The organism is Mucilaginibacter sp. A3364 (genome assembly GCF_059690715.1).
On sequence record NZ_JCAWED010000001.1, the window covers coordinates 402,553 to 415,292 of the forward strand.

Annotated in this window: 12 protein-coding genes; 9 read left to right on the forward strand and 3 right to left on the reverse strand. The window is 43.9% G+C overall.

Translation table 11 applies throughout. The features are described 5' to 3' along the window. Positions 1-74 precede the first annotated feature (74 nt). Together asnS and AC59JT_RS01685 are read right to left on the reverse strand one after the other, a co-directional pair. The gene (gene asnS / locus AC59JT_RS01680; protein ID WP_497395489.1) at positions 75-1,508 is read right to left on the reverse strand and encodes an asparagine--tRNA ligase; all 1,434 of its coding nucleotides are present in this window, start codon (positions 1,506-1,508) and stop codon (positions 75-77) included. A 30-nt stretch (positions 1,509-1,538) separates the two neighbouring features. After that, a complete protein-coding gene (locus AC59JT_RS01685; protein WP_497395491.1) occupies positions 1,539-2,081 on the reverse strand; it encodes a hypothetical protein in 543 nt (180 codons plus the stop codon). A 50-nt stretch (positions 2,082-2,131) separates the two neighbouring features. Between AC59JT_RS01685 and AC59JT_RS01690 the strand changes: the two genes are divergently transcribed. From AC59JT_RS01690 to AC59JT_RS01710, 5 genes are all read left to right on the forward strand, one after another. Next, positions 2,132-3,082: a DMT family transporter gene (locus tag AC59JT_RS01690; protein ID WP_497395493.1), complete on the forward strand. Its 951-nt coding sequence runs from the start codon at positions 2,132-2,134 to the stop codon at positions 3,080-3,082. 263 nt (positions 3,083-3,345) lie between these two features. Continuing rightward, positions 3,346-5,268, forward strand: a complete 1,923-nt coding sequence (gene dnaG / locus AC59JT_RS01695) for a DNA primase (RefSeq protein WP_497395495.1) — start codon at positions 3,346-3,348, stop codon at positions 5,266-5,268. After that, positions 5,268-5,633 (forward strand): YraN family protein, encoded by a 366-nt coding sequence (locus AC59JT_RS01700; RefSeq protein ID WP_497395497.1) that lies wholly within the window; start codon positions 5,268-5,270, stop codon positions 5,631-5,633. Before dnaG ends, AC59JT_RS01700 begins: the two co-directional genes overlap by 1 nt. Positions 5,634-5,636: 3 nt before the next feature. Continuing rightward, positions 5,637-6,695 carry a glutaminyl-peptide cyclotransferase gene (locus AC59JT_RS01705; protein ID WP_497395499.1) on the forward strand — a complete coding sequence of 353 codons (1,059 nt, stop codon included), beginning with the start codon at positions 5,637-5,639 and terminating at the stop codon, positions 6,693-6,695. Positions 6,696-6,757: 62 nt separating this feature from the next. Next, entirely contained in the window at positions 6,758-7,165 is a 408-nt protein-coding gene (locus tag AC59JT_RS01710; protein WP_497395501.1) for a DUF805 domain-containing protein, read from the forward strand. A 73-nt stretch (positions 7,166-7,238) separates the two neighbouring features. Here the strand turns inward: AC59JT_RS01710 and pgi are convergent, their stop codons facing one another. Next, positions 7,239-8,885 (reverse strand): glucose-6-phosphate isomerase, encoded by a 1,647-nt coding sequence (gene pgi, locus AC59JT_RS01715; RefSeq protein WP_497395503.1) that lies wholly within the window; start codon positions 8,883-8,885, stop codon positions 7,239-7,241. 261 nt (positions 8,886-9,146) lie between these two features. Here pgi and AC59JT_RS01720 point away from each other — a divergent pair, with 261 nt between their 5' ends. From AC59JT_RS01720 to AC59JT_RS01735, 4 genes are all read left to right on the forward strand, one after another. Then, positions 9,147-9,584, forward strand: coding sequence for a hypothetical protein (locus AC59JT_RS01720; RefSeq protein ID WP_497395505.1), 438 nt, complete (start codon positions 9,147-9,149; stop codon positions 9,582-9,584). A gap of 109 nt (positions 9,585-9,693) precedes the next feature. Further along, a protein-coding gene (gene prfB, locus AC59JT_RS01725; protein ID WP_497395507.1) for a peptide chain release factor 2 occupies positions 9,694-10,783 on the forward strand; the annotation gives its coding sequence in 2 pieces (ribosomal slippage) (positions 9,694-9,753 and positions 9,755-10,783; 1,089 coding nt in all). 82 nt (positions 10,784-10,865) lie between these two features. Continuing rightward, positions 10,866-11,777, forward strand: coding sequence for an alpha/beta hydrolase (locus AC59JT_RS01730; protein WP_497395509.1), 912 nt, complete (start codon positions 10,866-10,868; stop codon positions 11,775-11,777). Between the two features lie 16 nt (positions 11,778-11,793). Beyond that, on the forward strand, positions 11,794-12,708 hold the full coding sequence (locus AC59JT_RS01735; protein ID WP_497395511.1) for an alpha/beta hydrolase: 915 nt from the start codon (positions 11,794-11,796) through the stop codon (positions 12,706-12,708). Positions 12,709-12,740 lie beyond the last annotated feature (32 nt).

A 12,740-nucleotide genomic window follows, 5' to 3' on the forward strand; every position in this document is an offset into this window, starting at 1 on the left:
CACCGATTGTTTGATGATTACACCGATCAATTCAAAATCAGTGTAATCACTCAAAGATCAGCGAAATCTAAAAATTAAAATTCCGCGTTCTTAGGAAACCTTGGGAAAGGGATCACATCCCTGATATTACCCATACCGGTAACAAACAGTACCAAACGCTCAAAACCTAAACCAAAACCGGCGTGCGGGCACGAGCCAAAACGGCGGGTATCCAGGTACCACCACAATTCATCTTTAGGTATGCCCAGGTCGTCCATGCGTTGTTCCAGTTTATCCAGGCGCTCTTCACGCTGGCTGCCGCCAACGATCTCACCAATACCCGGGAATAATATATCCATAGCGGCAACGGTTTTGCCGTCTTCGTTTTGGCGCATATAGAAGGATTTGATGTCCTTCGGATAGTCAGTCAGGATAACCGGTTTTTTAAAGTGTTTTTCTACCAAATAACGCTCATGTTCTGATTGAAGATCGGTACCCCAGCCTTCAACCAGGTACTGAAATTTTTTCTTTTTATTCGGGGTCGACTCTTTTAATATCTCGATAGCTTCGGTATAAGTAAGGCGCTCAAAATTGTTGTTCAAACAAAACTGCAGCTTCTCGATCAACGTCATTTCCGAGCGTTCGTTCTGGGGCTTTTGTTTTTCTTCTTCCAGTAAACGTTGCGTTAAAAACTCAATATCTTCTGCATTTTGCTCCAACGCGTAGGCAATTACATATTTCAGTAAAGCCTCGGCAGTGTCCATATTGTCGGTAATATCGGCGAAGGCCATTTCCGGCTCTATCATCCAAAACTCGGCAAGGTGACGGGTAGTGTTCGAGTTTTCGGCACGGAAAGTAGGGCCGAAGGTGTAAATATCGCTCAAGGCCATGGCACCCAACTCACCTTCCAACTGACCGGAAACGGTTAAGTTAGTGGCACGACCAAAAAAGTCTTGCTTATAGTCTACCTCTCCGCTTTCGGTACGTGGTGTATTTGCCAGGTCGAAGTTAGTAACGTGGAAAGTTTCACCGGCACCCTCAGCATCGCTGGCGGTAATAATGGGCGTGTGTAAGTACACAAAACCCTGTTCCTGGAAGAATTTATGCACCGCAAATGATAAGGTGTTACGCACGCGGAAAATGGCCCCAAACGTATTGGTGCGGAAACGCAGGTGCGCGTGCTCCCTTAGAAATTCCAGGCTGTGTTTTTTTGGCTGGATAGGATATTTTTCAGGGTCGCTATCGCCCAATATCTCCACTGCATCTGCAATAACCTCCACCGTTTGGCCTTTGCCTTGCGATGCAATTAGTTTACCGCTTACACTGATGGCAGCGCCAACGGTAATACGCTTTAATAAAGCAGGATCAGTGTTTTCAAAATCAACAACTATTTGAATGGTATTATTGGTCGACCCATCATTTAAAGCTATGAAACGATTTTGGCGAAAGGCGCGAACCCAGCCTTTAACAGTTACATCAATATCAGTTTGTGTGCTTTGTAATAATGCTTTGATCTTTAAACGACTCATGTTGTAAAATTTAGAGCCGCAAAAATACAATTACTTAGCTAACTTAACACCAAAAGCACCCGGAAAATAAACGCGCGTTGTATCAATAGCGATGTTGCCGGTTGGCGTTGCCAGTTTAAACGTTAAATTAAAACTACCTAAAAGCCATTCGCCTTTGGTAGCTTCTGTTTCGCCCGTCTGGGTGCGGGTTATTACAAAATTTTTAGCGCTATTGTCTAACTGGTATACCGATACACTGCCCGGTGTAAGTCCAAATTGGTAAAATGAAGCTTCAAACACGCGTTCATCGCCGCGATTATCCGTGTTTTTCACACTGTTTTTTAAGTCGATTTTTAATTTGGTGGTGTAATTGTAGTTAGATTTATCAACCCAAATAATTAATGAATCATTTCTAATCGTGTCCTTAAACCCAAGTTCTCGCCAATCTAACCTCGACCCCTTGGTCATGCTGGCATAAAAATGCTTGTAAGTTTCTGGCGGAGGCTTACAACCACAAGGTTTTTGACATGCGGTGAATGCTAGTGATAGCAGGCCTAAAAGAAAAGTTAATGGTTTGATTAAAGTGTTTCTCATATAGCGGATATGGTTTTAGTAAGAATAAATTTACAGGTAAAGGATAGCAAATGCAACCGCATTTGTTGGTAGAAACGTTAAAAGATGTTAATCGCTACACAAAACAGGTATTTTTGTATATGCACCCAAAACTAAGCCTGGTAATAGGCATTCTGTTTATATCATTCTCGCCCATCTTCGTCAAATTGGCCGATGCGCCGCCGGTGGTATGCTCGTTGTATCGCATCGTATTTGCCTGGGTACTGTTGCTACCATATTGCCTTTACAAGCAAAACCTGAAAATAGCCCGTAGAGATTTGCTGCTGGCCCTGCTGGGCGGTGTAATTTTTGCCAGCGATATTACGGTTTGGAATCTATCGCTTAAACTCATCAACGCCACGGTATCCACCTTGTTATCTAACCTGGCGCCGGTATGGGTGGGCTTGATCAGCTATTTTATTTTGCGCAAAAAATCGGGTAAATTATTTTGGATAGGTACCGCGGTTGCCCTGGCGGGGATGGTGGTTTTGGTAGGTTTACAAAACTTGCTACACATGCAGCTAAGCCTGGGCCTGGTTTATGCGGTAGTAGCCAGCTTGCTATATTCGCTTTATATTTTGGTTACTAAGGATGTGTTGAAACGGATAGATACTATCCCGTTTATGTTTTATAATATGCTGGCGGCATGTGTTTATCTATTTTGCATTAGTTTGGCAACCGGCACACAGTTAATGTATTACAATACCGATACCTGGTTGTGTTTTGCGGGGATGGGCCTTATTTGCCAATTGGCCGGTTGGATATTGCTTAACCACGCCATCAGTCATATGGAATCTACCCGGGTATCCATCGCCCTGCTAAGCCAAACGGTGGTAGCAGGTGTGCTTGCTGCCGCGATATTGAAAGAAACTTTGCTACTGAAAGAAATAATAGGCAGCGCTGTAGTGCTGGCCGGTATTGCCATTACATTTTTAAAGCCGCGTATACCTGCGCCACCGGCAAAAAAGGGTGCGCCACTTTGAACAGGTTTTTATATTGTTAAAATATAAAGCCTTGATATTTAGGTATTTAAAAAATTACAAGGGTGCGCCGCTTTGCGCCGCTTTTTTGCATAATTTATTGATAGTTAATTATTTATAAAAAATAGCTGCGCCACTTGCGCCACTTTTAAAATGGCGCACCCACTATTTTAAAATTAAGTACCAAAGGGTAAATAATTTGTATCTTAAACCTCCAAAAAATTGAAGGCCGTAAAGTAATTGCGCTACCTTTGCATTTTTAAAGCATGATATTAAAATCCACCGTAGACCGTATAATGGAAGCCATCGACATTGTTGAGGTTATTGGTGAGTTTGTGCAGTTAAAAAAGCGTGGTGCCAACTTCGTAGGCCTTTCGCCATTCGCTAACGAGCGTACGCCCTCGTTCACGGTTTCGCCTGCTAAAGGCATCTTCAAAGATTTCTCTACAGGCAAGGGCGGCAGCGCCGTTACCTTCCTGATGGAGTTGGAGAAGTTCACCTACCCGGAAGCGCTTAAATGGCTGGCCAAGAAGTACAGCATAGAGGTAGAGGAAACGGTTGATGCGCCCGAGGATCGCGAAGCGGAGAACCGCCGCGAGAGCCTGATGATCGTAACCGGCTTTGCCGCTAAGTTCTTCCACGAAAGCTTGCTGGATACCGACGAAGGCAAAGCTATTGGCTTAAGTTATTTCAAAGAACGTGGCTTTAGTGCCGATACCATCAAAAAGTTTGAACTGGGCTACTCGCCCGATCAATGGGAGGCCTTTACCGGCGAGGCCATCAAACAAGGCTACCAGGCCGAGTATTTGGTAGACAGCGGCTTGTCAGTAAAACGTGATAATGGTAACCTGTATGACAGGTATCGCGGCCGCGTGATGTTCCCGATACATAGCTTCACGGGTAGGGTAATAGCCTTTGGTGGCCGTACCCTTAAAACGGACAAGAACGTACCTAAATACGTTAATTCGCCCGAGTCGGAGATCTATCATAAATCAAACGTATTGTACGGCCTTTACTTCGCCAAAAAAGCAATACGTGATGAGGATAATTGTTACCTGGTAGAAGGTTATGCCGATGTGCTATCGGTGCACCAGGCCGGGATAGAGAACGTGGTGGCCTCATCAGGTACCTCGTTAACTACCGAGCAGATCAGGTTGATAGGTCGCCTTACCAAAAATATTACCATACTGTACGATGGCGACGCAGCAGGTATCAAGGCATCGCTGCGCGGATTGGATATGATATTGGAGGAGGGCCTCAACGTTAAAATGGTGTCCTTCCCCGATGGAGATGACCCGGACTCGTATGTGCGTAAGGTAGGTACATCAGCCTTCAAAACACATATCAATAATAACAAGCAGGACTTCATCCTATACAAAGCCAACCTGTTGCTCAAAGAAGCCGGTAACGACCCGATCAAAAAAGCCGAGGTTATACGTGATATTGTAGAGAGCATTGCCAAAATACCCGATTCTATCAAAGCTTCGGTGTTCATCAAAGAGTGCAGCAGCATACTGCAGATAGATGAGCGTGCGTTGCTATCTGAGCTAAACAAAATGCGCCAGGCCAAGGCCAAAAAGGATGGCCAGCAGCAGCAGCCGTACCGTAATGCCGAGCTTATGGAAGAGCCGGTTCCCGAACCTGAAGAGCTTAATCACCGCGAAGAGTACACGCAGGAGCGCGAGATAGTTAGACTCTTGCTATTGTATGGCAACCGCATGATAGATTGGGACGGCATAGCCAATACCTACATTGGCCCGTTCATGATAGCCGAACTAGGCGACGTTGAGTTTGAAAGCGACGTTTGCAAAACCTTTGTGCAACTGTATAGCAAAGAGGTTGAGAACGGTGTATTGCCCGAAGATCAACATTTTATCCACCACCCGGATAAGCAAATAGTCGATCTCGCGGTTACGTCGTTGGCTACCAAATATTCGCTTAGCGATAACTGGTACGAGATGCATAGTATATTGGTGCCCGATGAACAGGTTAATATGAAAGCCACGATACTGGGCGCCATATTCCACCTTAAAAAACACAAGGTGGGCCAAATGCTGGAGAACCTGCGCAAAGAACTACAAACCACCGAAAGTGCCGACGACCAGGAAATCCTGCTCAACCAGTACATGCGCATGAAGAAGGTTGAGAAAACCATTTCAGATTACCTGGGTTCTGTAATCATCAAATAATGGCGCTGCACCTGGAACTTGGTCGCAAGGGCGAAAGTTTAGCTAAGGCACACCTGGAAGCCGCCGGTTATGAGATCATGGACGAGAACTGGACCTTCGGGAAAGCCGAAATAGACCTCATTGCATATAAAGACAAGGTTATTATATTTACCGAAGTGAAAACGCGTAGCGGAACCGGCTTCGGCGAGCCCGAAGATTTTGTTGATTCGCGCAAGCAAAAGCTAATGGCTGATGCTGCCGATGAGTACTTGTACCTGATGGATCACCAGGGCGAAGTGCGGTTTGACATCATCGCTATACTATTTACCAACGAAACGAGTTATAGATTAAATCATATTGAGGATGCTTTTTGGCCCTCGGCATAACACATGAAAACCAAAACCCTACTGCTTATAGCTGCCATAGCTACTTTTACCTACAGTTGTAAAGATAAACCCACAGCGGTTGATGTAACCATCACTCCGGATTCAGGCACCAGTTATAAATCGGGCGATGCGGTTGCAGTTAAAGTTAACTATCCCGCTGATGCTAAACCGGATAGTGTAGTTTATTTGGTGGATTCTATCCGCTTTGCTGTAAAAACAGATTCGACGGGCGTGAGTTTGAAAACGGACACCTTGTCATTAGGTCCGCGGGTTATTACTGCTAAGTTGTACCGCCAGGGCGTAAATACCGATATATCTACTAACATAGTACTTACCGCCCCAAAAGCGCCGGAAGAATTAAGTTATAAGGTAGAGAAAGTATTCCCACATGACACGAGCGCCTATACCGAAGGTTTGGTATACCAGGACGGCTACTTATGGGAAAGTACGGGCAACAAAGGCCATTCAGAAATGCGTAAGGTTGACCTCGCCACAGGCAAGGTTGTACAAAGTGCCAAACTGGATGCTCAATACTTCGGCGAAGGTTTTGCCATAGTGGGCGATAAGATAGTGATGATGACCTACCAGGAAAAGACCGGATTTGTAATTGACAAGAATACGTTCAAAATCATCAAAACCTTCCCTAACAACGTAGGCGTTGAAGGCTGGGGCATGACTAATGATGGCAGCAAGCTTTACCTGGATGATAGCACCAACCGCATCTGGTTCCTGGATAAGAACGATTATCGTCAAACAGGCTTTATCGATGTATACGATGAAAACGGACCTGTAAACGCTGTTAACGAATTGGAATACATCAACGGCAAACTATACGCTAACATCTACACCAAAGACGATATCATTATCGTAAACCCTAAAACCGGCGCCGTAGAACAACGCGTAAACCTGGCCGATATATGGCCGATGAGCCAACGCCCCGCAGGTTTTGACAACGACCAAAACGTACTAAACGGCATTGCCTGGGATGCCAAGGGCAAGCGCCTGTTTATAACCGGTAAAAAATGGCCGCATGTGTACCAGGTAACATTTTCGAAGAAATAGGATAAATTATAGGTTTATAAAAAGGTAATCGCTAGTTTTAGATAATCCAAAACCTAATTACTATGTTTAAAAATCCTTTTTCTTTTGATGGCCGTATCAGACGCACTGAGTATGGTATTAGTTTTATTATTTACATCGTTGTTTATTTCGTTATCAGGGCGATGGGGCCTGCCTTTGATGAACCTTCAATTTATTGGCTAGGATATATTCCATTGTTATGGTTTCTGTGGGCACAGGGTGCAAAACGTTGTCATGATCTTGGTAACAATGGTTGGTGGCAAATAATCCCATTTTACTTTTTTTGGCTAATATTCGCCGAGGGACAACGTAGCAACCAATACGGCCCTAATCCTAAAAATCCTTTTGAAGAGGATGATGATTACAATCCTTATGCGCAACAGCCGAATCCCTTTGCACAGGGAAACCCGTTTGAGCAGGCGAGCAAAACTGGTGAGAAGCCAACAGAATAGGCGGTTTAATTATAAAAAAAGCGTTAAGGAAATCCTTAACGCTTTTTTGTTGCTTATGCTTTAAAGGGCTGGCTTACCTCCAGGCTTTATATTGATTGATCAAACCATTAGTTGATGAATCATGCGAGCTGATCTCGTCGTTGTTTTTCAATTCAGGCAGGATCTTGCCGGCCAGTTGTTTTCCCAGCTCAACGCCCCATTGGTCAAAGCTGTAAATATTCCAGATGATGCCTTGTACAAATATTTTGTGCTCATACATAGCGATCAATGATCCTAATGTACGTGGTGTTACTTTTTTAACCAATATAGAATTAGTTGGGCGATTGCCTTCAAACTCCTTGAATGGTGCTAATACCTCGATCTCTTCTTTTGATTTACCGGCTTTCTCCAATTCAGCAACTACCTCATCGCGGCCTTTGCCGTTCATCAGCGCTTCGGTTTGGGCAAAGAAGTTTGAAAGTAACATGTTATGGTGCTCACCCAGCGGGTTGTGTGATTGCGCCGGTGCGATGAAATCGCAAGGGATCAATTTAGTGCCCTGGTGAATCAATTGATAGAATGCATGCTGACCGTTAGTTCCCGGTTCGCCCCAGATTATCGGGCCGGTAGAGTAGTCAACAGGCTTACCATTGCGATCAACATATTTACCGTTACTTTCCATATCGCCCTGCTGGAAGTAGGCTGCAAATCGGTGCATGTATTGATCGTATGGCAATATAGCTTGTGTTTCGGCTTCGAAGAAGTTGTTGTACCAAACGCCTAACAAGGCCAGTATTGTCGGCAGGTTTTGCTCCGGTGCAGCTGTTTTAAAGTGGTTGTCCATCGCATGAGCGCCTGCTAGCAACTCTTCAAAATTATCATAACCTACGCTCAAAGCTATTGAAAGTCCGATAGCGCTCCATAATGAATAACGACCGCCAACCCAATCCCAAAACTCAAACATGTTTTTAGTGTCGATACCAAATTTTGACACGCCATCAGCATTGGTTGATAGCGCGGCGAAGTGTTTAGCAACATCGCCATCCTTCCCCCCACTTTTAATAAACCAGTCGCGTGCGCTGTGGGCATTGGCCATGGTTTCCTGGGTGGTAAAGGTTTTTGATGCGATCAGGAATAGGGTAGTTTCTGCATTAAGGCCTTTCAAAGTTTCGGCAATATGCGTGCCGTCAACATTTGATACAAAGTGCAGGTTAAGGTGATTTTTATATGATTTTAAAGCCTCGGTAACCATCACCGGGCCTAAGTCCGATCCACCGATGCCAATATTAACCACATCGGTTATAGCCTTGCCGGTGTAGCCTTTCCACGAGCCCGAAATAATGGCTTCGCTAAATTCTTTCATGTGTTGTAATACCTTATTCACATCAGGCATTACATCTTTACCTTCAACCAAAATTGGCGTATTGCTGCGATTACGCAAAGCAATGTGTAACACCGGGCGTCCTTCGGTAGCATTAATTACATCGCCGCTGTACATGGCCTCTATCGCCTCATTTACCCTACACTCTTTAGCCAACTGTAGCAATAAAGCTATAGTTTGGTCGGTTACCCGGTTTTTGGAATAATCAAGCAGTATATCTTCAAACTGAACCGAGAATTTAGCAAAACGATCTTTGTCGGCATCAAAAAGGCCTTTCAGGCTTTCTGCTACTACGTCAATGTAATGGTCGGCTAAATATTTATAAGATTGGGTGGTAGTGAAATCAATATTTGGCAGCATAGTTGTAAGTTTTTTTATCAAAAATAGAATTTAAAATTAAGCTCTACCAGTTAGGTCTATTTTTTTTAATGCAACCGATAGGCAGTAATACCAACAAAGCTATTTTAATACTTGTTTCATAATCATTGTATTGTAATAATATCAACAATTGGTAATATCTGTTTAGATATTTTAATTTTTTGTAAGTTATATTTGTGCTATTGATAAATAATTTACTTGTTTGTCATCATTTTATTAACCGGACTTTAATTTACCTGTATTATGTTTGAAAAACTTTTTATGCTTGTTAAAAATAACGCCGGGACGGCTGTTATTGACAACCCCGCAATTCCTGCACAATTTCATGATGCCATTATTAATGATGCGTCAAGCTCTATTATCGAGGTATTTAAGGGCCAGGTTGAGAGCGGTAAGTTGAGGGATATGGTAAAGTATTTTCAATTTCCGGGCATTTACCAGGATCCGTTAACAGCACGCATAGTTAATAAGTTTGCCAACAAACTTAATAACTACTACAACATGGAGCCTGTGGCGGCAAACGAGGTGGCTAACCAGCTTATCCCAAAGGTTATGCAACAAATGATCAAAAAATCTGAAGATGCGCAAAGCAACGATTTTGATCTGGGTAAAATGCTGTCAAACCTTACTAACGGTTTAACCAATATGGCTACACTGCTTGATGATCTGGCGGTAGCTTAACAATATTTTATACCTATGAAGGCTCGTTGGTTTTTACTAACGAGCCTTTTGTTTTTAAGTCCCTTTGCTTTGGAGAGGGATTTAAAGAGAGGTTGTTTATATTTGCCTTATGACTAAAGAACAGGTTCAGGATTTAAGGGATAGAATAGTTTCCCTGAGGAGGCATCTTTGACATCGATGCTAAACTCGATGCGTTACAACAAGAACAGGAAATAACTGTTGGTCCCCATTTTTGGGATCATCCTAAAGAGGCCGAAAAAGTGCTGGCCTCCATCAAAACAAAAAAAGTTTGGACAGACCACTACCAAAAAGTATCATCAATAATTGATGATACCGGGGTAATGTTTGATTTTTTTAAAGGGGGCGATGCCACCGAAGCCGAAATGCAGGAGCAGTTTGATATAGCCGTTAAAGCTATAGAAGAGCTGGAGTTTAAAAACATGCTTTCGTCTGAAGAGGATCAGCTGAACGCGGTACTGCAAATTACCGCAGGCGCCGGTGGTACCGAAAGCTGCGACTGGGCCAGCATGCTGATGCGTATGTACCTAATGTGGGGTGAAAAAAACGGATACAAAATAACCGAGCAGGATTTCCAGGAAGGTGATTCGGCAGGTATTAAAACCGTGACGCTTCAATTAGAAGGTGAATTCGCCTACGGCTATCTCAAAGGCGAAAACGGTGTACACCGCCTGGTGCGCATATCTCCGTTTGATTCGAACGCCAAGCGCCATACTTCATTTGCTTCGGTATACGTATATCCGTTGGTTGACGATACTATTGAGATTGAAGTTAATCCGGGCGATATCGAGTTTGAAACTTTCCGGGCAGGTGGCGCTGGCGGACAGAACGTAAATAAGGTGGAAACCGCGGTACGTTTATACCACAAACCATCAGGCATTATCATCAAAAACCAGGAATCGCGCTCACAGTTACAGAATAAGGATAACGCTATCCGTTTACTGAAATCGCAATTGTACGAAATTGAAATGCGCAAGCGTCAGGAAGCCACCAACAAAATAGAAGGTAACAAAAAGAAAATAGAATGGGGATCGCAGATACGTAACTACGTGTTGCACCCTTATAAACTGGTTAAGGATTTACGTACAGATCACGAAACATCAAACGCCGCCGCGGTGTTGGATGGTGATCTGGATGATTTCCTAAAGGCTTATCTGATGGAATTTGGAGGATCGAAGTAAACCGCTTATACTATTTTATAAGTTTTGCACTTATTGAGACTGATATATTATAAAAGGTTTATAATTGTATAAACCTTTTATAATGAAATTCTTTTGCACAGCTGTGCTGTTTTTAGCCATGGTATCTACTTCAAACGCGCAGGGCACAGCGCCCAATATCCTTTTATATCCCGACGGTGTTATCAATGCCAAACCAACCCCGGCAGATTTTGTGGAAACTACCACACCCGAAAACCGCATATCAAAAGTTAGCCAACCGGCACTTATTCCGTTTTATCCCGAAAAGGGTAAAGCTAACGGTACTGCCGTGATTGTTTGCCCGGGTGGTAGCTACGTTTTGCTGGCTGCAGGGCACGAAGGTTATGATGTAGCCCGCGAGTTTAATAAAATAGGCGTTACGGCGTTTGTACTGAAGTATCGCTTACCGAGTGATGAGATCATGAAGGACAAAAGTGTTGGCCCGCTACAGGATGCGCAAACGGCTTTGATGATAGTCCGCAAAAATGCGGTGGCATGGGGTATAAGGCCTGATAGGATAGGTATCCTGGGTTTTTCGGCCGGAGGGCATTTGGCCTCAACCGCCGCTACACATTTCAATAAACCGGCCATTGATACAAAGGGAATTAACGTGCGGCCTGATTTTGCCATACTGGCTTACCCGGTAATAAGTTTTGGTGAGTTTGGGCATCGCGGTTCGCAAAATAATTTGTTGGGTAAGGATGCGCCTCAAGAAAAAATTGAACTTTATAGCAATGAGCTGCAAGTATCCAAAGATACCCCGCCAAGCTTCTTAATGCACGCTACCGATGATGGTGGTGTTTCGTATAAAAATTCGGTATTGATATACGAGGCTTTGGTGAAAAATAAAGTGAAAACCGAGTTACACCTGTTCCAGGCCGGCGGTCATGGCTTTGGTCTTGTTAATAGTAAAAGCAAAGCGCATTGGTTTGATTGGTGCCGCGATTGGATGGAAGCCAACGGATGGTTAAAGTAATACCAAATATCAAGTTATGAAGATAAAAAATATACTATTTGCCGCCTTATTAGCATGCGGCACTTTGGCTTGCGAGGCCCAGGTTGTTAACGACAAAGCTTTTCCGCTATATCCTGACGGGATACCCAACTCCAAACCAACACCTGCAAATTATGTAGAGGAAAATACTGCCGACTGGTCGAAAAAAGTGAGCGTGCCTATGCTGCTGCCTTACCCGGCACCCAAAGAGAAGGCTACCGGCACAGCAGTAATTATATATCCGGGCGGCAGCTACAGTGGTTTGGCTATAGTTAACGAAGGAACTAACATCGCCAAGGCATTTAATGAAATTGGCGTTACGGCTTTTATATTAAAATATCGTTTGCCAACAGATCTGATCATGGTTGATAAAACTATCGGTCCCTTACAGGATGCGCAAACCGCTTTGCAGATAGTACGTACCCGCGCTGCCGAGTGGGGTATTAATCCGGCTAAAGTTGGTATTATAGGCTTTTCGGCAGGTGGGCATTTGGCGTCAACGGTTGAAACTCATTTTAAACAGGTAACCATCCCTAATAAAAGCAACATCAGTCTGCGTCCTGATTTTGCGATATTAATGTACCCGGTAGTAACTTTTGGCGATAAAGCCCATCAGGGAACAAAAGACAACCTGTTAGGCAAAAATCCTACTCCGGCTATGGTTGATCTTTACAGTAACGAAAAACAGGTTACTGCCGATACGCCGCCTACGTTTATTATTATGGCGCAGGACGATAAAGTTGTACCTGTAGAAAACGCCGTGCTGATGTATAGCGCGCTGGTTAAAACCGGTGTGAAAACCGAAATGCACCTGTATCAGGCGGGTGGCCATGGCTTTGGTATCAACAACAGAACCAGCCCCTACAAATGGTTGGATTGGTGTAAAAGCTGGATGACTGCAAACGGATTTTAATACCTGAAACATATCTGCATGACGTTGGTTAT

Excerpts from the sequence above, each read along its gene's own strand:
- asnS (WP_497395489.1), bottom strand. The coding sequence starts at position 1,508 with ATGAGTCGTTTAAAGATCAAAGCATTATTACAAAGCACACAAACTGAT.
- AC59JT_RS01685 (WP_497395491.1), bottom strand. The coding sequence starts at position 2,081 with ATGAGAAACACTTTAATCAAACCATTAACTTTTCTTTTAGGCCTGCTA.
- AC59JT_RS01690 (WP_497395493.1), top strand. The coding sequence starts at position 2,132 with ATGCAACCGCATTTGTTGGTAGAAACGTTAAAAGATGTTAATCGCTAC.
- dnaG (WP_497395495.1), top strand. The coding sequence starts at position 3,346 with ATGATATTAAAATCCACCGTAGACCGTATAATGGAAGCCATCGACATT.
- AC59JT_RS01700 (WP_497395497.1), top strand. The coding sequence starts at position 5,268 with ATGGCGCTGCACCTGGAACTTGGTCGCAAGGGCGAAAGTTTAGCTAAG.
- AC59JT_RS01705 (WP_497395499.1), top strand. The coding sequence starts at position 5,637 with ATGAAAACCAAAACCCTACTGCTTATAGCTGCCATAGCTACTTTTACC.
- AC59JT_RS01710 (WP_497395501.1), top strand. The coding sequence starts at position 6,758 with ATGTTTAAAAATCCTTTTTCTTTTGATGGCCGTATCAGACGCACTGAG.
- pgi (WP_497395503.1), bottom strand. The coding sequence starts at position 8,885 with ATGCTGCCAAATATTGATTTCACTACCACCCAATCTTATAAATATTTA.
- AC59JT_RS01720 (WP_497395505.1), top strand. The coding sequence starts at position 9,147 with ATGTTTGAAAAACTTTTTATGCTTGTTAAAAATAACGCCGGGACGGCT.
- AC59JT_RS01730 (WP_497395509.1), top strand. The coding sequence starts at position 10,866 with ATGAAATTCTTTTGCACAGCTGTGCTGTTTTTAGCCATGGTATCTACT.
- AC59JT_RS01735 (WP_497395511.1), top strand. The coding sequence starts at position 11,794 with ATGAAGATAAAAAATATACTATTTGCCGCCTTATTAGCATGCGGCACT.